Origin of the sequence: Paenibacillus beijingensis, assembly GCF_000961095.1 — a bacterium.
Classification (GTDB): Bacteria; Bacillota; Bacilli; order Paenibacillales; family Paenibacillaceae; genus Paenibacillus_O; species Paenibacillus_O beijingensis.
The window spans coordinates 5,621,207-5,641,839 of sequence record NZ_CP011058.1 but is presented as its reverse complement, the minus strand read 5'-3'; the positions used below and the strand labels follow the sequence as shown (position 1 = coordinate 5,641,839).

Here is a 20,633-nt window from a genome sequence, read left to right as displayed (position 1 = left end):
GTCAACCGTTTCGCTTCCGGTAAAAGGAGGGGCTTACGCCGTCCGCTTTTTTGAACGCTTTGCTGAACGATTGGAGATCGGGATAGCCGACCGTCTCGGCAATGAGCGACAGCGGCTCATCCGTAAATTGAATCATCTCCTTCGCTTTCTCAATCCGCAGCATTTGGTGATATTGGATCGGACTCATGCCGAACGTTTTTTTGAACAGATGGATTAAATAATATTTGCTGATGCCCGAAAAGTCGACCAATTGTTCCAGCTTAACTTTTTGATCCGCCTGATGCTTCAAGTAATTGCGAAGCTTCACCAGCTCATCCATGTTCGTCAGCACATGCGGGTTTTCGTTCCAATAATTTTCGCGCAGCAGATGAATGAAGAGCTGGATGAACATCCCTTTGACGTTCATTTCGTAGAACGGAAGCTTCATTTGATGCTCTTTAATAATGTCAAGCAGCATCTTCTCGATGACGATCGGATTTCGCAGCCGCAAATGGCTGGAGAGAGGGACGGAGAAGCTGTCGAGCAAATCTTCCCTGAACCACCGCTTCTCTTCCTCAGCAATTGCTGCCAACGGCTTGAACGAAACTCTGACATCGGGGCTGTCGTGTTGATAGATCAGATCGAAGTGCAGATGCGGCTGCCGGAGCAGGCCGCTGCCGACTTTCCGGATCGAATGGCGCTGTTTCGGACGGAACAGAAACAGGTCCCCGGGCAGCCCTTCGTATTCCTGATCTTCAATGGTGACGCTGACTTGTCCTTCCATCACATACAGCAGCTCATAGTCGTACAGCACCCGTTCTTCCAGCTGCCACGGAAAAGGAACTTTGCTGTCCATCGCCACCCGGATATAAGGGGAAAGCTGTTGAATATGCATCGGTTTATTCCTTTCGGACTTGTGAATGAAAAGCAATTAATAACAACATTTCAAAAACCTTTGCCAACGACTTCTTTCTGTTCCTACTATACAATGACATTATAGAAAATGAAAGCGCCTACAATAGCGTTTTTCGTTGCTTAATCGGTGAACCCGCATATGGATGGCGCCGATAAATTTCGAACTTACAGGAGGAAATACCGATGAACGTTTGGCAGCCGAACAGTCCGTTAGGAGGACTGCCCTTGATCAAGGATGCGCGCAGCTTGCGCGAATCAAGCTGGGACCGTACGGGAGGCAACCGCGACTTCAGAGTTGTGGAGCCGGGGGAGACATACACGATGGCGGATATAAAAGGAGCGGGATGCATCAAACATATTTGGATGACGACCCGCTGTTATGCGCCCCGGTATCTCCGCAAGCTCGTGCTTGAGATGTATTGGGATGGAGAGGAAAATCCGAGCGTCAGAGTTCCTCTCGGCGACTTCTTCGGCATCGGGCATGCGACGTGCAAACATTTCGTCTCGCTGCCGATCAGCATGGTGTTCGGCGAGAAACGGGGACCGAAGGGGCCGTTTGCCGCCGCGATGAACAGTTATTTTCCGATGCCGTTTTCGGACGGAGCGGTCATTAAAATCATTAATGAAAGCGAATCCAGAATCGAGAACCTGTTCTACTACATCGATTATGAATTGACCGATGAGCCGCTGCCCGGCGACGTTGGGCGATTCCACGCCAAATGGAACCATGAAAATCCTTGCAGCAAAATCGTGCATCAATCCGACCTTGCCGATCCTGCGCCGTGGGATTTGCCGGGCGTCAATCTGACCGGCGACGAAAACTACGTCATCCTCGATGCCGAAGGAAAAGGACATTATGTCGGCTGCGTGCTGAATATCGATAACTTCGACGCCTCGAATCAGCAGTTTACGTGGCCGGGCGAAGGAGATGACATGATCTTTATCGACGGGGAAATTTGGCCGCCGTCGCTGCACGGCACCGGAACGGAAGATTACTTCAATGCGGCGTGGGGATTCCCTAGCGGCGAATACGCGGCTCCTTATCACGGCATATCGCTCGGCAGCGACGTGCAGGAGCATTTCGGCAAATGGAGCTTGTACCGGTTCCATATTGAAGATCCGGTCCGCTTCCAGAAATCGATTCGGGTCACGATCGAGCACGGTCACGCGAACGACCAGGGGAACGAATATTCCAGCGTCGCCTATTGGTATCAGCTCGAACCGCATAAACCTTTTGAAGCTTTGCCGTCCGTGGATCAAAGACTGCCGCGCAGATGGCCGGAGCATGGTCTCTGGGATCGATAATAATACCCTAGGGGGGTCGAAAAACAATGTCGAGCGGTAAAAAAACGGGATTGTCCGCGGCCGCAGCTGCCGCACTTGCAATCAGCATCATCTTATCGGGCTGCAACAGCAGCGGGGCCAGCGGTCAAAATAACGGGTCTGAAGCCGGCAACGCCAAGGAGAAGTCTTTGACCGTACTGGTGGAAGGCGGCAGCCCCGCCTTCACGGTCGTTAACGAAACGGCGGATGAATTCAAAAAGCAAACTGGATACTCGATCAAAGTGGAAGCGGTTCCATATATCGGCGTGTACGATAAGCTGAATGCGGAGATGAAAGCGAAATCCGGTTCTTACGATGTGGCCACGATCGACATTTTATGGTTTTCCACGCTCGCTGGAGGGCTTGCTCCGGTAGATGATCTGATGACGGGCGAGGTCAAGGACGATCTGCATCCGGGACTCATTCAGGGCGGAACCGTCGACGGCCGAATACTCGGCATGCCGGTGTGGACCAACTCGAAAATATTGCTGTACCGCAAAGACTTGTTCGAAGACCCTAAGGAAAAAGCAGCCTTTAAAGAGCAGTACGGCTATGAACTGAAAGCGCCGACGAATTGGCAGGAGTACCGGGATGCGGCCAAGTTTTTCACCCGCGATTCGGATCACGACGGCGTCAACGATCTTTACGGAACGAGCGTATTCGGCATGAACAACGGCGATTCCGTGGCGAGCTGGCTCGACCATGCGGCACAGGCCGGAGCCGGACCGCTTGTCGTCGGGGAAGACGGCAAGGCTCTCGTCAATACGAAGCCTTACGTAGATGCGCTCGATTTGTTGACGAAAATGCTGAACGAAGACAAATCGGTTCCGGAAGGCGCCCTCAATATGGCTTCCTCCGAGACGTCCGAGCTGTTCTGGAACGGGAAGCTGGCGATGATGCTGGCGTGGGGGCACTTCTTCGTTCCTTCCAACGATCCGGCCAAATCGAAGGTGGCGGGCAAGGTGGGCGCCGCTCCGATGATCGGCGGCGAAGCCGGCGTGGGCGTCGTTCCGGGTCCGTGGTATCAAGTGATCCCGGCTTCTTCCAAGAAACAGGATATCGCGAAGCAGTATATCAAGTTTATTTATGACCATAACGAGCTGTTTATGAAGGCGCTTGGAGTGGCGGCGCGGAAATCGGTATTCGATGCGTACGGAACGAAGCCGGAATATGCGCATCTGCCCGCATTAAGCGAAACACTGGCGGCGAAGCAGACGCAAAACCGGCCGGTGCTGGAACATTGGAACGAAATCGAGAGCGAAGCGCTCGTCCCGGCGCTGCAGGCCGCACTCTCCGGCAAAGAATCGCCGCAGGAGGCGCTCGACAAAGCGGCCGATCTCATTAACGAGATTGAAGGACAGTAACTTGATGCACATCGGAGAAGGATAGGTTGATCTGACCTATCCTTTCGCCGCATTCATTTTTAAAGGATGATGTCTTAATGACGCGAAACGACCGGAAAGCCGCTTTGCTGTTTTTTGCTCCGGCTGCCGTATTTATGGTGTTATTCTTTCTGTACCCGATGGCGCTGTTGATCCGGGACAGCGTATTCGATTCGAAAACCGGCACGCGTTTTGTGGGAGGCGACAATTATGTGAATGCGCTTACATCCGAGCGCTTCTATTTATCGCTGTACAACACCGTAATCTTCGTTATCGGAGCGGTTACGATCGAGCTGCTGATCGGGCTTGTGCTTGCGCTGCTGCTGGCCACCGGCTTTAAAGGCAGCCAGCTGACGCGCACGCTGTTCTTAAGCCCGCTTATGATTGCGCCGCTTGTGTGCGGTCTGATCTGGAAGTTCATGCTGAACGACCAGTTCGGCATCATTAATTCGATTCTGTACCGCCTTGGCATCCTGAATTCCCCGCACAGCATTTTGTGGCTGTCCGACAGCAAATTCGCTTTGTTCTCCTGCATGATTGCCGATGTATGGCTGACGACGCCGTTTATGATGCTCGTGCTGCTGGCCGGCATCCAGGGCATTCCGGGCAGCTTATACGAAGCGGCGCATATCGACGGAGCGGGAAGGAGCCAGCGCTTCTGGCATATTACGCTGCCGAGTCTGAAGCCGGTTATCGTCGTCGCCGTGCTAATCCGGATGATTGACGCCGCCCGCTCGTTTGATATTATTTGGATTTTGACGCAAGGGGGGCCGGGCTTCTCCTCCTCCGTCCTGAGCACGATGATCTACAATGCGATGGCACGCTACAATCAGACCGGATATGCGAGTGCGCTCGCGGTGCTGTTTATGCTCGCGATGCTGCTCGTCTGCGGTTTTTTCATGAACCGGGTATGGAATCCGGGCAAGAAAGAAGTCTGATTTTCAGGAGGGTTCCTCTTATGACGGCATTGGCAAAGCGGCAAAGAACGCCGGCGACGGCTGTCGTGATGTTCATCACGGCATTGTTCGCAGCCGCCTTTCTTTTCCCTTATCTTTATTTGATTCTTTCTTCATTAAAGCGGCCCGAAGAAGTCATCTCCTCGTCGCCGACGATTGTTCCTTCGGTGTTTACGCTGGACAATTTCCGGACGATGTTCGACGTGCTACCGATCGTTTCCTATTTCGGCAACAGCTTTATGACCTCGATTTGCAGCACCGCGATCAGCGTATTCCTTGGATCGATGGCCGCTTACGGGCTGTCGCGGCTTCATTCCCGGCTCGGCAATCTGTTTATTATGCTGACGCTGGGCGTGCGGCTTGTGCCTCTGATCAGCGTTGCGGTGCCGATGTACCGGATCATTAACCGGCTCGGCTTGTACGATACGAAACTCGCGCTCGTACTGGTCTATACGAGCATCAATATCCCGTTTGTCATCTTTATGATGATCGGCTTCTTTGACGGACTGCCGAAGGAGCTTGACGAATCGGCGCGCGTCGACGGCTGCGGACGGTTCGGCGCGTTCATGAAAATCATATTGCCGATCTCGCTGCCCGGTCTGGCAACAACGGCAATATTCGGCTATATGCTGTCCTGGAACGATTTTCTGATGGCGCTAATGATGACGAGCACGTCGGCCAAAACGGTGCCGGTCGGGTTGTCCGAGTTTTTGACCGCCTACAATTTGGATCTGGGCCCGATGACGGCCGCAGCCGTTACGTTCAGCCTGCCGGTCATGCTGTTTTCATTTGCCATTCAAAGGTACATTGTGAGCGGAATAACGATGGGGGCGGTTAAGGAATAGCGATTATGGGGACGATTCCCGGCTCGGTAACATTACATCCTTACGGAATGCTGTAAGCCGGGAATCGGATACATTCAGCTCTGCTCCAGCATCCGCTTCAGCCGGACCGGGAAGTCGGTTATGATGCCTGCAACGCCGAGATCGATCAGCGACTGCAAATCGGCTTCGTGGTTTGCCGTCCAAGGATAAATGGCAATCCCCGCGTCTTTGGCGCGTGCAACATCTTCGGCGTCAATCGAATGAAAATGAGGATGCAGCGAATAGACGGGACAGCCCATAATTCCGGCATAGCCGGCGTGGTCGATCAATCTTCCGGCATAGAGCAGGCCAATCTTCAAATCTGTGCGGCTTCGATTCATGCGGGCAAGCAGCTTATGGTCGAACGAAGAGACAACCGTGCGCTGAAGCCGGTCTCCATCGCCGAGGAATGCGTCCATAACGGGCTCGATTGCGCCGCCGTAACCATTTTTCACCTCGACGTTGATTTGTACATGCTGCGGAACCGCTTCATATACCTCTTCGAGCAGCGGCACCCGTTCGCCGCGAAACCGTTCCGCAAACCAGCTTCCCGCATCCGCTTCGCTAATTTCCGCATATGTTTTCCCGCGAATAATGCCTTTACGGTCCGTCGTCCGATCCAGCGTCTCGTCATGGATAACCGCAAGCTTACCGTCAGCGGTTAAATGTACGTCCAGCTCGATCATATCGCATCCCTGCTCAACCGCAAGCAAAAAAGACGCCATCGTATTTTCCGGCGCTTCTCCGGCAGCTCCCCGGTGTCCGATTATAAGCGGCCTTAAATATGCCGTTTGGTTCGTTTCGCCCACGTTTCCCATTCCCTTCTGTTTGGATACGTGTAAATTATAGGCAATTTCACTTCATCTGCCTACCCGTTTCGGGCTTATTTACATTTACTTTGCAATTTGGCTGTCGTGCCGGATGGACGGAGGTCATCGTTTCTTCCGGTGAAGATCGCCCCTTTTTTGTGTTATGCTGGGTGGAAAGCTGAGAACGAAAAGGGTGGATCGGATGGCGCGGATTTATTTTGAACCGGATCGTTTTGCCGTCATGTGCGGGCCGGAGCGGATGATGCTGCTGAAAAAGGAATTTGAGCTGTTGAAGTTTCTATACGAGAATGAAAGCCGGGCCTTTACGAGAGAGCAGCTGCTGGATCGCGTTTGGCCGCTGGAATATCCGGTTGAACGTACGGTCGACGACCATATATACCGGCTGCGCAAAAAATTGAAGCGGTGGCCGTCGCTGGACATTAATACCGTGCGCGGGTACGGCTATTCGCTCACCATAAAGGAACGGCAGGCGCCGCTCAATCCGTCGCTGCATGATGCCGAGCTGAATGAAAATATGCGTCTCATGCTGAAGAAATACCATCTGTTCGGCCAGGGGAAATCGATGCTGGCGCTTGCCTCGCAGCAGGACGAGCTTGGTTTCAAGCTGGATCCGTTTTACCGGATTTATATCCGCTTTCTGCAAGGAGACATAGCCTGGTTTCTGGATACGGACGAATTTCCGATTGCTCAGAGGCTCTATGGGATGCTGCTTTTGTTCCGGGTGACGGCCCGGGAGTCCGGGCGCTGTCTGGAGCTTTACGAGCAAGCGTTGGAATCCGGCCTGCTGTCCGCGGAGCAGCATCGGGAGATGCTCATTTTGAACGTGCTTGATCTGTATGCCGAATGCGGCAGAACCGATATTGCGATCGAGAGGCTTGAACTGACCCGCCGCACGATCGAAGCTGACCGACTGCACGGTTTTACGATGCCGGCAGCCATTGCGGAGATGTATGTGCATCTGCTTGCTGGAAACGGGGAATCGGCGGACCGTTTGGCTGACACGATCGAAGGCATGCTGGGGGAAGCTCCGTATTTGCGTGAGATCGGTCAGTATCGGGTCGTGAAAGGCTTGCGTCTGCTCGGGATGGGACAACGTGCGGAAGCCGCGGAGATGCTCGGCGATGGACTGGACATGCTTGGCATGGCCGGCAACGCACCGCTGCAGTTATGGTCAGTGCAGCAGATATTGAACTTTTTGACCTATTATGCGAACGAGGAGACGCTTCTGCGGAAATATACACTTGTCTATGCCGACTTGGACCGGGAGTACGGGCTGGAGAAGCACCGTGACCGGTTGGAAGCGATGATCGTTCAGTGCTTGCAAGGCGGTGAACAGGGAAGGGCGCTTCAGGTTTGACGTCTCCTCTGACATTGTTCTGATCGAACTCCGTTACAATGGCGCTATACATCGGCTTTTAACGGAGGGAAAAATGACAACTCTACGCAAGCGGCGTTCGGCGCTTTGGTCGAACCGCATCTTCCTGCGCCTCTTCGGCGCTTACTCGCTCGCTTCTTTCGGAGACTGGTTTGACGGGATTGCAATTCAAGTTCTTGTCGCATACCGATGGCCGACCGCATGTCCAAAATCCGCATCATGCTGATCTGCGACATCATCATCGCAGCGCTTACGCTGGCCGCACTTGCGGTTCCGAATATAACATGGCTGCTGCCGGTGCTGACGCTGCGGACGGCGATGGGCGTGTTTCATACTCCGGCGCAGCAAGCTTTGACCCGCCGTACCGTCCGTGAATCGGAGCTGCTTCAGGCTTCCTCTTGGAACGGCCTGGTCAACCAAAGCTCGAAAATTGCCGGTCCATTGCTCGGTGCGGCAACGCTTGGGGCCATCTCTCCCGAGGCATGCATCATTCTGAATGCGGCCGCAAGGCTGTTGTCCTTCTTTCTGCTGCTGCCGCTGCGCACACTTGCAGAGCCGAAGGCCCCGGAGCAGCGGGGTCAAACGGACCGGACAAAATTTCTGGAGCAGTGGAAAGAAGGATGGATGTTCCTGCTGCGAGCCAAAATCGTGCTGCATACCACACTATTCGGATTTTTCGGATTAACGGCGATTCTTATGATCGATTATCAGTTTCCGACGCTGCTGAGGGAAATCGCGCCTGCCGACGAGTCGCTGCTCGGCCCGCTGATTGCGGCGATCGGGGCGGGAGCGGTCGGCGTAATGCTCGTGATAAACCGGTTCGGACGGATCCGCTACGGCTGGGGCCTCGGAGGCGGCTATATACTAATCGGCGCAGGCATCGCCCTGCTCGGCAGCCTGAAAGCGGGCGCCGAAGAAGCGCTGCTGCTGGCGCTTGGCGGATTGATCGGAATCGGCAACGGGCTGTATATGCTCACTCATAATGTCGTGCTGCAAAAAGAAACGCCTCCGGAAATGATCGGGCGCGTATTCGGCATCCAAAATATGATAACCGGCATTGTGATGTTCGCCGCTCCGCTTGCCGGCGGCGTGCTGGTCCGCATGACCGGAGCCGGGAGCGCCTTTGTTTGTCTCGGTCTGGCAACCGCTCTCATCGGTTTCGGCGGCTTGATACTGCAAGCCAAATTGTGGCCTGAAGACCGGCATGGGGCGGCGAGACGGGCGCAGCAGCCGGATACCGCCAAACAGCATACATAATTCATACAGCATCTTCCAATACTAGGTCGAGTAATTTTTTGGAAGGCGGGATGATGGATGGATAATGTTACGCTGGCACGGTCGCTGTTCGGTTCGTCCATGGCGTTTCATATTATTTTTGCGACGCTCGGTGTCGGGCTTCCTCTGATGATCATTGCAGCCGAGGTGCTGTTTCACGTCAAAAAAGATCCGGATTACGCCGCGATGGCCAAACGCTGGACGCGCGCCTTGGCGATTCTGCTCGGGGTGGCCATTCCGTCGGGAACGATCGTCGGGGTCATGCTGGCGCTGTTGTGGCCGGGATTTATGGAAATTGTCGGGCAGGTCATATCGCTTCCGTTCCAGATTGAAATATGGGCGTTCTTTCTGGAGGCGCTGTTCATGTCCATCTACGTGTACGCCGCGGACCGGCTCACGCCGTGGATGCGGATCGTCAGCGTCGTGTTTGTTTCCATTGGCGCCAGCGCTTCCGCGGTGCTGATTACGGATGCCCATGCCTGGATGAACACGCCGCGCGGCTTTTCGATTGCAAACGGCCAGGTGACCGATGTTGATCCTTGGGCGGCCGTATGGAATCCGAGCTTCGTGACGACCTCGATCCATGTCGTGGCGTCAGCCTACATGACCGGAGCGTTCGCCGTCGCTTCCGTCGCCGCCTGGAAGCTGCTGCGCAAGGGCAGAGCGGAGCGCGAGTATATCTACCACCGAAAAGGACTGTTTCTTGCCCTTCTCATCGGCGGCGTCATGTCGCTGGCAACGGCGGTTAACGGTCACGAAACCGCGCAAATGCTGCACGAGAACGAGCCCGAGAAGCTTGCGGCGGCCGAAGGGCTGTTCCAGACCCAGTCGCACGCGCCGCTTGCAATCGGCGGTTTCGTGGACGAGGAGAAGCAGGAGGTGGTGGGCGCAATCGAAATTCCGTGGGCGCTGAGCTTTTTGGCGGGCAACCGGTTTGATACAGTCGTAAGGGGGCTGAACGATTTTCCGCGCGAGAATTGGCCGCCGCTGTTTGTCCATACGCTCTTTAATTTGATGGTGCTGATCGGCACGGTGCTGATTGTGCTCTCCTTCGGCGCCCTGCTGTACCGGAGGCTGCGCAAGAGGGATTATCCGCGCTGGCTGCTGCGGGTGCTGACGCTGACAGGCCCGATGTCGCTGATCGGGATCGAGACCGGCTGGATCTTCAGCTGCAGCGCGCGTCAGCCGTGGACGATTTATCATATTCAGCGCACATCCGAAGCGGCGACGACCGCCGGCAACCTCGGGGCGCTGTTTGTGCTGTTCATCGGCTTGTATACCTTTTTGCTGTTTGCGACGTCCGCTGTCATGTTGTTTTATTTCAAACGGCACCCCGTCGCCCGGGAGCTTGCGGGAACGAAGGGGTGAGTCTGCAGATGACCGATTCAACGCTGGCGATCTTCATCATTTGGTGCTTTTTGTTCGTCTATTCCATTCTCGGCTCGATCGATTTCGGAGCCGGTTTCTGGGCGATGGTGTTCGGCCAAAGAGCGGATACGAATGCGGCGGACATCGCCAACCGCTACCTGTCTCCCTCATGGAAAGTAACCAACGTATTTCTCGTGCTTCTTGTCGTCGCGCTGGTCGGCTTCTTTCCGCTGGCGATGCCGCTGCTGGGCACGCTGCTCGTGACGCCGGTATGCCTGGTTCTCATTTTGCTCACCTTGCGCAGCACATTTATGGTGTATTCCCATATGTCGCCGCGATACGTCCCCCTGCTGCGTTTCGTATCGGGCATTACCGGGCTTCTCATTCCCGGATTGCTCATTACGCTGCTGCCCGTTACGCTCGGCGGATTTGTGGAAATGACGGACGGACATCCGTCTGTACTGACCGGAAAACTGCTGATGAGCCGCACCGAATACGCGCATCTCGCGTTCGGCATCGCGACGGAGCTGTTTCTTTCCGCGCTCTTTCTCGCCGATTTCGCCCGCGAGGCGGAGGATGAGGCGACATACCGGGTATACCGCCACATCGCCGTTGCGATTGGTCCGCTGACGCTGCTGACCGGCATACTTGCAGCCGTTTCGATGGTCCCCGAAGCCCATTGGCTGGTGGAGCGGATGCGGGAGCGGGCGTCATGGTTTATGCTGTCCGCCGCTGCCTTTGCCATCGGATACAGCGCACTTTGGTGGAAAGCGGGCGGAGGACGAACCGGCGTGCCGCGCGCCGCCGTCGTCTGCGTCATTATCCAGTACGGTCTGGCCAGCTTTGGATACGGCTCCGCTCACCTGCCGTATATCATTTATCCCCATCTGACGGTGGAGCAGGGAATTACCAATGCGGTAATGTTCCGGTCGTTGCTGGTCGGGTATGCGGCCGGCACGCTTGTGCTGGTGCCGGTATTCATTTGGTTTTGGCGGCTGTTCCTTAAAGATAAGCGGTATTTGAAGCAGGAGTGACGAACGGCAACACAGGGCCGAAAATAAACGATGGAAGTTCTCAAGAGCTCAATATACCAATTGACCGAAACACAGCCAGCAACCGCAAGAAACCGCAAGAAACCGAGAATCCGTCCGTGCGACGGGTTCTTTTTTTGCCTCTAATGCGGGGAATTACAGCAGCCATCCGCATGCAGAGCTGGTTGCGGCCGCGGACAAAGACTTGGGGCTTGCCCGCAAAGCGGAAGCCCATGCAGACCGAGCAGCCGCTGTTCGACCATCCTTCGGCCAAGGATATCCGGCGTCTGATGATAAGCAATGCCAAGGAAACCATTGCGCTGGCCGATTCATCCAAGTTCGGCGGCGTCGCTTTCTTCAGGTTTGCGGAAGTGGACGAGCTTGGCTATTTGATCACCGACCCGAAGACGGATATCGAAGCGATCCGCAAGCTGGAGCAAGCGGGAGTGAAGGCGACGGGCAGTTAGTTATAAGAAGAATGGAATTGAAGCTTATCATCAACGGTGGATCAGGAAATACACCCGGGGTGAAAGTACCTCGGTCACAACGGAAACGGCCGAAAGCATCCTGACCTCTATTATGTATGCGGCAGACGCGTATCTGCTCAGCTTGGAGGTGCCGGAGAAGGCGATCATGGATCTCAAAACGATCGATGTTCGCCAAATTTATGAAAGAGGCGTGCAAAAGGTCACACAATGCTTTGAAGAGACAAAGCATGCGAGAGTAAGGAGGACAAAGTCAAGCTGATCTTATCTAGCTTTCATTCCTTGCATGACTACCTCGATATGCTTGAATCAGACTGCTTGTATGGGGATGAGTATGATGCCCTTTTCCATGCGTTTGGCGATATGGAGCTGGCTATTCTGGCAAAAATCGTTTTCTATGAAGAACTTCGAAGCGAGTCTCTGGATCGGTACAGCAAACTCGAAATATTCATTTTCGCTCCTCAGTTCCATATGTTCGTGAAAAAAGAACAGCCTGAACAAGGCAGAAGCTGTCAGGCTGTTCTTTGTTGTTTCGGGAGGCGGCCCTGGCAGTTCTTGCTACTGCCGAGGCTGATCTCGGTCCTCCACAGTAGCCGACCGAGTCAAGTAACGCTATTCAGGGCGCTGGGCTAATGCCGCTCGCTGTACCGCTTCTTTACTTCGCCTTGAAATGAACAACGGCGCTGTACATCATTTTGCCTCTGTCGGCATGAAAGACCGCCTGATGCTGGACGGCATGAACGCCAAGCAGCAGCGCCTTGTTGATTTCGATCTGCTCCTCGATTTTCTTCTCCAGCGTCCGCAAATCGAAAGCTTCGAAAAATTCGATTTTGTCTTCTATCCGCTCCAAGCTAATGTTCATGATCATCACCTGCAATATTTATATTATTTTTTTGTTTTTTCATTATTAAAATTATAGCGTCTCAACCGGCGAATACAACCGGTTCCCATACAAAAATAAGGATCGGCCCAAATCATCCGATCCTTAATCTTTTTTCTTCCCCACGGAAGAATGGTTAACAGCGAGCGGAGCGGGCGGGTTTGAATCTGGAGAAGCGGCAGCGGTCGCTTTTGTCCCCGGATTCCAACCCTGTTAAGGGTTCATGGAATCCAGGAATCCGGGGACGGTGGCGATCGGAAGATTAAACCCGCGCGCGCAGCGGCACATCGTTCACCGCATTTCGTTCACCGCGCTGCGTTCACCATTCTTCCCTATATTGCCCAGTTGCCCTTGCGGAAAAGAGGCTCGGCCTCGCCGTCAGCCGTAATGCCGTCAATGTCCATGTCGGCGGAGCCGATCATAAAGTCGACGTGGGTAATGCTGGTGTTGAGGCCTCTTTCCTTCAGCTCTTCCTGCGACATCGATTTGCCGCCTTCCAGATTGAAGGCGTAGGCGCTGCCGATCGCCAAGTGGTTGGAAGCATTTTCGTCGAACAAGGTGTTGTAAAACAAAATATTGGACTGCGAAATCGGCGACTGGTGCGGCACGAGCGCCACTTCGCCCAAGTAGTGCGAGCCTTCGTCCATCTCGACGAGATTGCGCAGCGTCTCTTCGCCTTTCTCGGCTTTCACGTCCGTAATGCGGCCGTTCTCAAACGTAATCGTGAAGCCGTCAATCAGGTTGCCGCCGTAGCTGAGCGGCTTCGTGCTCGACACATAACCGTTCACGCCGTCGGCTTTCGGGGCGGTGAACACTTCCTCCGTCGGCAGATTGGCGACGAACGGAATGCCCTTCTCGTTGATGCTGTCGGCAGCGACCCACAGATGGCCTTCCGGAAGCTCGATCGTCAAATCGGTGCCGGGGGCGGTATAATGCAGCTTTTTATACTTGCGGGCGTTCAGATAGTCGGATTTCTCGTTGAGAGTTCGGATATGCTCATCCCAGGCTGCGATCGGATCGTCCTGATCGACGCGGACGGACTTGAAGATCGCTTTCCAGAGGCTGGACATTTGCTCCTCTTCCGTCGACCCCGGGAACACTTTAGCCGCCCAAGCCCGGGAAGGAGCTGCGACGACGCACCAGCTGAACTTGTCGGATTGCGCATATTGACGGTATTTATGTAATGCTTTGCCGTACGTTTTTTGATGGTTGACGATCCGCTCCTGAGGAACGTCTTTCAGCAGATCGGGATTGGAAGAAACGATGCTGACGACCGCAGCCCCTTTCTCGACGAGCTCCAGCATTTCACCCGCATACCATTTCGGCTCTTCCAAAAAAGACTCATCCGGCGCCAGGTCGTAGCGGAGGCGGGACACCGTATCGTCGGACCAGTTGACCTTCACCATGTAAGCCCCCGCTTCGTAGCCTTTCTTAACGAGCAGACGGACGAGTTCCGCACCATCCAAGGTGGCGTTGATGACCAATGTCTGGCCTTGTTGTATTTTTACGCCGGTCTTGACGATCAATTCCGCATAGCGGTCAAGCTGAGTCATAAAATCAGATCCCATTCGCGCTTCCTCCATTCAACGGTTCTCATACGGTTCTATTTTAGCGAAAAGCTGGAAAAAAGAAAACAAGACCGCTATTTTTCCGCCGATTCGATAGGATGGAGGCCTTCGCAACTGTGCTATGATAGAGCAAAAATAGAAAACAGAAGGAGCTTCGTTCATGTTTTCCTGCAAATTAAACGACCTCATCGAGCTGCGTCTGCTCGAAGCGCGGTATGCCCGCACTCTGTTTCATACGGTGGACCGAAACCGCGATTATTTATATCGGTGGCTTCCGTGGGTGGAATATACGGAGACGGCTGACGATATGAAGGCGTTAATTGAGTTCGATATGAACCGGTTTGCGGAGAACGACGGTTTTTCGGCGGGAATTTTCGAACAGGGGAACGTCATCGGGGTCGTCAGTTTTCAAGAGATCGATTGGAGGCACCGCAAAACGTCGATTGCGTACTGGCTCAGCGAGGACCGCCAAGGCCGAGGCATTATGACGGCTGCTTGCACCGAGATGGTCCATTACGCGATGATTACATTGGAACTGAACCGCGTTGAAATACGGGCCCGAGTCGACAACGCGCGCAGCCGCGCGATTCCGGAACGTCTCGGTTTTACGCAGGAGGGTGTATTAAGACAGGAGGAATACAGCGGCGGCCGTTACCACGATCATGCCGTATACGGCATGCTGGCGGATGAATGGAAGGCGCGTACCGTTCGTTATCGCGGATGAATGCTGATGATGGACGATCGACGTTCGTAACCGCGGATGAATGCTGATGATGGACGATCAATTTTCGTAACCGCGGATGAATGCCGGTGATGATAGACGATCGCTGCCGGCCGCATCCGTTATGCTATACTGAAGACAGCTGGAAGGGTCAGAAACGGTTATCCCGGGGTAATAAGGTGAAATTAAAAGTATTGAAGACATCAATCCCCGGGGTGATGGCCATTGTTCACAACAGATGAAACGATTTTGCTGTTTGCGTTATTATTGTTTGCCGCCGTATTGTCTACCAAATTCGCCTCCAAATTCGGCCTTCCTTATTTGGTGTTTTTTATCGGGGCAGGGCTCGTTCTGGGCAATTACGTCTTCTTCAGCGATACCGGACTGACGCAAACGTTCGGAACGCTGGCGCTGATCGTCATTTTGTTCAACGGCGGGATGCAGACCAAATGGAAGCATATCCGCAAAGTGATCGCCCCTTCCTTGTCGATGGCGACGATCGGCGTGGTGCTGACGACGGCGGTCGTCGGGACCGCTGCCAAGCTGATGCTGAATATCGGCTGGCTGGAAGGAATGCTGCTTGGAGCGATCGTAGGCTCCACCGACGCTGCCGCCGTATTTGCCGTCCTCGGCAATCGGAATATCCGCCGCAGGCTGACGTCGACGCTGGAAGCGGAATCGGGCACGAACGATCCGATGGCGGTATTTTTAACGGTATCATTAATCGAACTGATCGAAAAACCGGACACGTCCGTGCCCGGCCTGCTGCTGAACCTCACGCTGGAGATAGGGATCGGCCTGGTCGTCGGCGTCGTCATCGGCATCGTTGCCGTCCGCTGCATCAACAAAATCAATCTCGACGTGTCCGGGCTGTATCCGGTGGCGGTCATCGCATTCGGAATATTCTCGTACAGTTTGAGCGCCTATCTTCACGGAAGCGGACTGCTGTCGGTTTATATTGCCGCCTTGTACATCGGCAACCAGAACTTGATGTACCGGTTTACGATATCGCGATTCAATGAAGGCTTTGCATGGATGATGCAAATTCTGATGTTTGTCATGATGGGGCTGCTCGCCTATCCGCAAGATTTGCTTGGCGTCGCTTGGCAAGGCCTGCTGCTGGCTGCGATTTTGTTATTTATCGCCCGGCCGATCGGCGTTTTTGCCAGCACGTTCTGGATGAAATTCTCATTCAAGGAAACGTTGTTTCTTTCGTGGGCGGGGCTGAAAGGGGCGGTTCCGATCGTCCTTGCCACTTATCCGCTGCTTTCGGGACTGGAATTCAGCCGGTTGTTTTTTAATATCGTCTTTTTCATCGTCCTCATCTCCGCGCTCGTACAAGGGCCGACGATGGCGTTTGTGGCGCGCAAGCTCGGTCTGGAAGGTCCGGTGGACGAATCGCAGGTGCAGGTGCTGGATGCGGTGCCGGTCGGAAAGGCGAATATGGAAATTATTGAAATGCAGGTAGACCGTCAAACCGGTGCGGCGGAAAAACGGCTGAAGGATCTTCATTTGCCGGAAGGTACGCTTGTTACTTCGCTGATCCGCAAACAGGAAGCGGTTCCTTTGCATGACGGCACCCGGCTGCACGACGGGGACCTCGTTTATATTTTTACGTCGAAGACAAACAGGGAGAAAGTAAAGGCGATATTCTCCGAGGGAGGGACGGATGATTCCTGAGCTGGAACAGCCGCTGCCGCGGCAAAAGCTCCGTATGAACGATATTTGGATGCGTTTGGTCGGACGGGCGCGGCTTTTTTCCCGTTACGATACGCCGTTCTGGAGATTGTCGGTCTCCGGCTTGTGGGCGGCGGCGACCTTCGTCAGTGCTGCGTGCGCACTCGGAATGCCGACGGGCTTCGGCGCGGCGCTGGACGTACTGCTGTTTGCGGCGCTCGGGACGGCCGCAATGGGACTGGCCGCGGTCATCTTCGCTGTGCTGCTCGCGCTGCTCGCCCTACCGGTGCCCCGGCTCTTTACGGGCTGCGCACTGTATCTATTTGTAGGCAGCTGGGTTGTGCTGCATTTCGCTGAACTGGACCTCGCCGCCTCGGCCGCCATTGCGGCCGCTTATACGCTGGCAGGGGCGGCAGCGGGATTGATCGCCGGTGCGGTGAGCCTCCGGCTGCGAACGGGCCCGGGGCTCAGCTCTCGCATGGCCAAGAGAGCGGTAGCGGCGCTCGTTCTGCTCCTATTGCTGGCCGGTGCCGCGATCCCGCTTGCAAATGCCGTCTCGGAGCCGGCAGTAACGGCCGTGAGCTATGACCGGGCGAACGAAGCGGGCATTGCCAATCCCGCCGCCGCCGGCCCTTACGCCTATACTTCTTTTACTTACGGCAGCGGCAGCGGCCGGCGGCCGGAATTCGCTGATCAGGCGGACATCATAGCGCCATCCGTCGATGCCTCGTCGTATATTTCCAAATGGCCGTTCCTGAAGAAGCTTTACTGGGGCTTTGACGAGACCGCCCTGCCTCTGGGCGGGCGCGTCTGGATGCCGGCGGGAGAGGGGAGTTTCCCGCTCGCGCTGATCGTGCACGGCAATCATTTGATGGAACAGCCGTCCGACGGCGGGTACGCCTATTTAGGCGAATTGCTCGCAAGCCGGGGCTTTATCGCCGTCTCCGTGGACGAAAATTTTTTGAACTTTTCCGTTTGGTCCGGCATCCCCGATAACGATATGAAGGCGAGAGCCTGGATGCTTCTGAAGCATTTGCAGCAAATTCAGGAATGGGATAAGACGGCGAACAGTCCGTTTTTCGGAAAAGTGAATATCGATCAAATCGCGCTGATCGGACATTCCCGCGGCGGCCAGGCGACAGCGATGGCGGCGGACGCTTCCCGCTGGTTTGCGGGAGACCGGTCGCTGGCAGGAGCGCCATATCGCGGAATAAAAGCGGTTATTGCGCTTGCGCCGACGGACATGAAGGTGAACGGAAAGAAGGCCGAGCTTAAAGATGTCAGTTATTTAACGCTGCAGGGGGCGCGGGACGGCGATGTGAACGATTTCTACGGCGACCGCCAATATATTCGAAGCTCCATCGGCAGCGGCAAGGACGCCATCAAAGCGTCGTTATATATTGCGGACGCCAATCACAGCCGTTTTAACACCGAGTGGGGCACGATGGACGACTCGCTTCCGGACGGATTGCTGCTGAGCCAAAACCACATGCTGAGCGGCAATGAGCAGCGGGAAATCGCCAAAGTGTACGTATCGGCTTTTCTGGAACGGATTTTTCACGGCGCTTACGAATATAACCCTTTATTCAAAGATTACCGCACGGGTAGCGCCTGGCTGCCGGAGACGAATTATTTCAGCAGGTACGGGGACGGCGGATATACGCCGCTGGCAACATTTGACGAAGATTCGGACAAAACGACCGCTGAATTCGGAGGGCGGATTGCAGCGAGCGGAGCCGCCGTATGGTCCGAAGTGGAGACGAAAGACCGTCAAGGGCAGCAAAAAGGGACAAAGGCCGTCGTGCTGTCATGGACGGGTAGCGGCGCCGCATCCCGTCCGGCTTCGCTCACCGTAACGGTCGGGGCGGATGCAGCACAAGCGGCCGCGCAGGCGAAAGGCTTGACGTTTTCCATCGCCGACCGGACGTGGGAACTGCCGGCCTCTTCCTCCGCCGCGGGGCTGCAGACGCAGGTAGAACTCGAGAGTCGAAGCGGCGAAGCGGTGCGGCTTCCTCTCTCCGGCTTCATGGAGGTAAAAAGGCCGCCCCATACGGAATTTACGCGCTTCGGATGGCTCGATAAACGAATGAACGACGGCAAATATGAATCGGCATCGGAAGCGGTGTTTCAGACGTGCGAACTGCCTTTCAGCGCGTTTATCCGAGCGGAACCGGGGGTCGATCCGGGCGAACTCGTGAAAATCACGTTTTATTTCAACAATGTGTCGGGCGGGAAAGTGATGCTTGACGACATCGGATTCTATTCATCTTAACCGGTGCCGGAGGCCTTAAGCCGAACGGGCATCGGTCCGTTGTCCGTCCCAAGGGGCTTGCCTTGACGCCGCCGCTCGGCGCTAACTATAATTGTTACAGTAACTTAATGAACCCGCATTCCGGATTCGATTCGTGAGCCGGAACATACAGAAAGGATGGGCACCGTTTTGGGCAACGCTTCGAAGAAAACGATCGCCGGCAAGAAGAACGTTTCGAGGAACAACGTTTCGAGGAACAACGTTTCGAGGAAGAGCGTTCCGAAGAAAGGCGGTTCGAATAAAGCGCTCGTCTGGCTTACACTTGCTTTTGTCATCATTATTGCCGTCATTGTGCTTGGCATTCGCAATCAGTCGGCGCCTGTCGATTTCGAATATGAATCGATGCCGATGCTGGGCAGTGCCGACGCCCCGGTTAAAATCGTGGAATTCGGCGATTTCAAATGTCCGACCTGTCAGTATTTCGCAGCCTCGATCAAGACTGAGCTCGTCAAAGATTACGTAGACAGCGGCAAGGTTGCGATCTATTTTGCCAACTTTACGATTATCAGTCCCGATTCCTCGACGGCGGCCGAAGCCGGACTGTCCGTTTTTCATCAAAACAAGGAAGCGTTCTGGCCTTACTACGACGCTCTGTACGCGAACCAGAAAGATGAGAAGGAAGCATGGGCGACGCCCGAATATCTCGTGCAGGTCGCCAAAGATGCGAAGCTGGACATCGATTACGACAAGCTGAAAAGCGACCTCGATGCCGGCGTTTACCGGGACGACGTGAAGAAAGAATACGATTTGGCACGCCGGCTGAATGTCGGGGGAACGCCGACCCTGTTCCTGAACGGCAAAGAATTGAATGTCAGCGATTCGCTTGATTACGCCAAACTGAAAAACGTCATTGACGACGCACTGAAATAAGGAGCCGCTGTGAAAATGGAAAATACCGTTTATTCGGCGGAGAGAACGCAGTCGTTTGCATCCCGTTACAGCCTCTATGCCGCCTGGGTCGTCGCCCTCGTCGCGACGCTAGGCAGCTTGTATTTCAGTGAAATCGCCGGATTCATTCCGTGCGATCTGTGCTGGTATCAGCGCATCTTTATGTATCCGCTCGCCATTCTGCTCGGCATGGCGAGCTACCGCGGCGACCGGGGCATGCTTGTCTACGCGCTGCCGATTGCAGTACTCGGCAGTCTCATTTCTCTCTATCACAATGCGGAAATCTGGTTTCCCGGCCTTGCGCGCATCGCCCCGTGCAGAAGCGGCATTCCTTGCAACGTCGATTATTTGAACTGGTTCGGTTTCATTACGATTCCGCTGATGGCGCTGACCGCTTTTATCCTCATCATTATCGCGCTTATTTTGGGGCTACGGGCGGGCGCCAAGAGCTGAACGATTGATGAATGAACAAGAGGCACATGAATGAGCGAGTCCTAAATAGGACACAAGAGGACCTCCAGTTTCGCTGGCAAAGCGGAGTCGGAGGTCCTTTCCTCGCTAAACCTGCGGCTGTGCAGGAATTATCGATCGAAATTGCTTGTCTGGAGGGAAAACCTGCGATCGCTCGTACAGGAATTCCCGGCTTTTATCGCCTAAACGAGAGATGGGGTCGACAAATAAAGTATATTTGCAGGAATTTTAACGCAGCCGAAAAATAAAAAGAAAAAAGATGTACGAACGAATGTATTTCAAAAATTACCTCTCCGTGCAGAGCGATCAAAACGAACGACCCGGCCGAGGATAGC

General features: G+C 54.6%; 19 protein-coding genes. 15 read left to right on the top strand and 4 right to left on the bottom strand.

Annotation, left to right across the window (positions count from 1 at the left end; genetic code table 11):
- Window position 1: 1 nt before the first annotated feature.
- Window positions 2-874: an AraC family transcriptional regulator gene (locus VN24_RS25610; protein ID WP_045672744.1), complete on the bottom strand. Its 873-nt coding sequence runs from the start codon at window positions 872-874 to the stop codon at window positions 2-4.
- 203 nt (window positions 875-1,077) lie between these two features.
- Between VN24_RS25610 and VN24_RS25605 the strand changes: the two genes are divergently transcribed.
- The 4 genes from VN24_RS25605 to VN24_RS25590 all read left to right on the top strand — a co-directional run bounded on the left by VN24_RS25605 (window position 1,078) and on the right by VN24_RS25590 (window position 5,400).
- Entirely contained in the window at window positions 1,078-2,199 is a 1,122-nt protein-coding gene (locus VN24_RS25605) for a glycoside hydrolase family 172 protein (RefSeq protein ID WP_045672743.1), read from the top strand.
- A 26-nt stretch (window positions 2,200-2,225) separates the two neighbouring features.
- Window positions 2,226-3,581: an ABC transporter substrate-binding protein gene (locus VN24_RS25600; protein ID WP_045672742.1), complete on the top strand. Its 1,356-nt coding sequence runs from the start codon at window positions 2,226-2,228 to the stop codon at window positions 3,579-3,581.
- A 77-nt stretch (window positions 3,582-3,658) separates the two neighbouring features.
- Entirely contained in the window at window positions 3,659-4,537 is an 879-nt protein-coding gene (locus VN24_RS25595; protein WP_045672741.1) for a carbohydrate ABC transporter permease, read from the top strand.
- A gap of 20 nt (window positions 4,538-4,557) precedes the next feature.
- The gene (locus VN24_RS25590) at window positions 4,558-5,400 is read left to right on the top strand and encodes a carbohydrate ABC transporter permease (RefSeq protein ID WP_045672740.1); all 843 of its coding nucleotides are present in this window, start codon (window positions 4,558-4,560) and stop codon (window positions 5,398-5,400) included.
- A 74-nt stretch (window positions 5,401-5,474) separates the two neighbouring features.
- Here VN24_RS25590 and VN24_RS25585 read toward each other — a convergent pair whose 3' ends face one another.
- Window positions 5,475-6,227 (bottom strand): glycerophosphodiester phosphodiesterase, encoded by a 753-nt coding sequence (locus VN24_RS25585; protein ID WP_238590775.1) that lies wholly within the window; start codon window positions 6,225-6,227, stop codon window positions 5,475-5,477.
- 202 nt (window positions 6,228-6,429) lie between these two features.
- Here VN24_RS25585 and VN24_RS28505 point away from each other — a divergent pair, with 202 nt between their 5' ends.
- From VN24_RS28505 to VN24_RS28750, 6 genes are all read left to right on the top strand, one after another.
- Window positions 6,430-7,605, top strand: coding sequence for a winged helix-turn-helix domain-containing protein (locus VN24_RS28505; protein ID WP_045672738.1), 1,176 nt, complete (start codon window positions 6,430-6,432; stop codon window positions 7,603-7,605).
- A 219-nt stretch (window positions 7,606-7,824) separates the two neighbouring features.
- On the top strand, window positions 7,825-8,880 hold the full coding sequence (locus tag VN24_RS25575) for an MFS transporter (RefSeq protein ID WP_338012204.1): 1,056 nt from the start codon (window positions 7,825-7,827) through the stop codon (window positions 8,878-8,880).
- A gap of 57 nt (window positions 8,881-8,937) precedes the next feature.
- Entirely contained in the window at window positions 8,938-10,266 is a 1,329-nt protein-coding gene (locus VN24_RS25570; RefSeq protein ID WP_045672737.1) for a cytochrome ubiquinol oxidase subunit I, read from the top strand.
- Window positions 10,267-10,274: 8 nt separating this feature from the next.
- On the top strand, window positions 10,275-11,300 hold the full coding sequence (locus tag VN24_RS25565; protein ID WP_045672736.1) for a cytochrome d ubiquinol oxidase subunit II: 1,026 nt from the start codon (window positions 10,275-10,277) through the stop codon (window positions 11,298-11,300).
- Between the two features lie 230 nt (window positions 11,301-11,530).
- Complete coding sequence (locus VN24_RS25560) at window positions 11,531-11,764, top strand: DeoR/GlpR family DNA-binding transcription regulator (protein ID WP_158453712.1); 234 nt, start codon at window positions 11,531-11,533, stop codon at window positions 11,762-11,764.
- Between the two features lie 16 nt (window positions 11,765-11,780).
- Complete coding sequence (locus VN24_RS28750) at window positions 11,781-12,044, top strand: DUF6179 domain-containing protein (RefSeq protein ID WP_420798637.1); 264 nt, start codon at window positions 11,781-11,783, stop codon at window positions 12,042-12,044.
- Between the two features lie 393 nt (window positions 12,045-12,437).
- Here the strand turns inward: VN24_RS28750 and VN24_RS25550 are convergent, their stop codons facing one another.
- Both VN24_RS25550 and VN24_RS25545 read right to left on the bottom strand, forming a co-directional pair.
- On the bottom strand, window positions 12,438-12,644 hold the full coding sequence (locus VN24_RS25550) for a YrzA family protein (RefSeq protein ID WP_045672733.1): 207 nt from the start codon (window positions 12,642-12,644) through the stop codon (window positions 12,438-12,440).
- A gap of 350 nt (window positions 12,645-12,994) precedes the next feature.
- Complete coding sequence (locus VN24_RS25545; RefSeq protein WP_045672732.1) at window positions 12,995-14,230, bottom strand: aminopeptidase; 1,236 nt, start codon at window positions 14,228-14,230, stop codon at window positions 12,995-12,997.
- Window positions 14,231-14,390: 160 nt separating this feature from the next.
- On the opposite strand from VN24_RS25545, the gene VN24_RS25540 reads away from it, so the two are divergent.
- The 5 genes from VN24_RS25540 (at window position 14,391) to VN24_RS25520 (ending at window position 20,280) form a co-directional block, all read left to right on the top strand.
- Window positions 14,391-14,954 carry a GNAT family N-acetyltransferase gene (locus VN24_RS25540; protein WP_045672731.1) on the top strand — a complete coding sequence of 188 codons (564 nt, stop codon included), beginning with the start codon at window positions 14,391-14,393 and terminating at the stop codon, window positions 14,952-14,954.
- A gap of 222 nt (window positions 14,955-15,176) precedes the next feature.
- Window positions 15,177-16,631, top strand: coding sequence for a potassium/proton antiporter (locus tag VN24_RS25535; protein ID WP_045672730.1), 1,455 nt, complete (start codon window positions 15,177-15,179; stop codon window positions 16,629-16,631).
- Window positions 16,621-18,900, top strand: a complete 2,280-nt coding sequence (locus tag VN24_RS25530; RefSeq protein ID WP_052703149.1) for an alpha/beta hydrolase family protein — start codon at window positions 16,621-16,623, stop codon at window positions 18,898-18,900. Before VN24_RS25535 ends, VN24_RS25530 begins: the two co-directional genes overlap by 11 nt.
- Before the next feature lie 168 nt (window positions 18,901-19,068).
- Window positions 19,069-19,809: a DsbA family protein gene (locus tag VN24_RS25525; protein ID WP_238590774.1), complete on the top strand. Its 741-nt coding sequence runs from the start codon at window positions 19,069-19,071 to the stop codon at window positions 19,807-19,809.
- 15 nt (window positions 19,810-19,824) lie between these two features.
- Window positions 19,825-20,280, top strand: a complete 456-nt coding sequence (locus VN24_RS25520) for a disulfide oxidoreductase (RefSeq protein WP_045672728.1) — start codon at window positions 19,825-19,827, stop codon at window positions 20,278-20,280.
- Window positions 20,281-20,633: the final 353 nt, after the last annotated feature.

Bases quoted from the DNA above. Each gene is read 5' to 3' on its own strand.
- VN24_RS25610 (WP_045672744.1), bottom strand. From the start codon at position 874: ATGCATATTCAACAGCTTTCCCCTTATATCCGGGTGGCGATGGACAGC.
- VN24_RS25565 (WP_045672736.1), top strand. From the start codon at position 10,275: ATGACCGATTCAACGCTGGCGATCTTCATCATTTGGTGCTTTTTGTTC.
- VN24_RS28505 (WP_045672738.1), top strand. From the start codon at position 6,430: ATGGCGCGGATTTATTTTGAACCGGATCGTTTTGCCGTCATGTGCGGG.
- VN24_RS25520 (WP_045672728.1), top strand. From the start codon at position 19,825: ATGGAAAATACCGTTTATTCGGCGGAGAGAACGCAGTCGTTTGCATCC.
- VN24_RS25605 (WP_045672743.1), top strand. From the start codon at position 1,078: ATGAACGTTTGGCAGCCGAACAGTCCGTTAGGAGGACTGCCCTTGATC.
- VN24_RS25590 (WP_045672740.1), top strand. From the start codon at position 4,558: ATGACGGCATTGGCAAAGCGGCAAAGAACGCCGGCGACGGCTGTCGTG.
- VN24_RS25570 (WP_045672737.1), top strand. From the start codon at position 8,938: ATGGATAATGTTACGCTGGCACGGTCGCTGTTCGGTTCGTCCATGGCG.
- VN24_RS25545 (WP_045672732.1), bottom strand. From the start codon at position 14,230: ATGGGATCTGATTTTATGACTCAGCTTGACCGCTATGCGGAATTGATC.
- VN24_RS25575 (WP_338012204.1), top strand. From the start codon at position 7,825: ATGTCCAAAATCCGCATCATGCTGATCTGCGACATCATCATCGCAGCG.
- VN24_RS25600 (WP_045672742.1), top strand. From the start codon at position 2,226: ATGTCGAGCGGTAAAAAAACGGGATTGTCCGCGGCCGCAGCTGCCGCA.
- VN24_RS25595 (WP_045672741.1), top strand. From the start codon at position 3,659: ATGACGCGAAACGACCGGAAAGCCGCTTTGCTGTTTTTTGCTCCGGCT.
- VN24_RS25550 (WP_045672733.1), bottom strand. From the start codon at position 12,644: ATGAACATTAGCTTGGAGCGGATAGAAGACAAAATCGAATTTTTCGAA.
- VN24_RS25560 (WP_158453712.1), top strand. From the start codon at position 11,531: ATGCAGACCGAGCAGCCGCTGTTCGACCATCCTTCGGCCAAGGATATC.
- VN24_RS25540 (WP_045672731.1), top strand. From the start codon at position 14,391: ATGTTTTCCTGCAAATTAAACGACCTCATCGAGCTGCGTCTGCTCGAA.
- VN24_RS25530 (WP_052703149.1), top strand. From the start codon at position 16,621: ATGATTCCTGAGCTGGAACAGCCGCTGCCGCGGCAAAAGCTCCGTATG.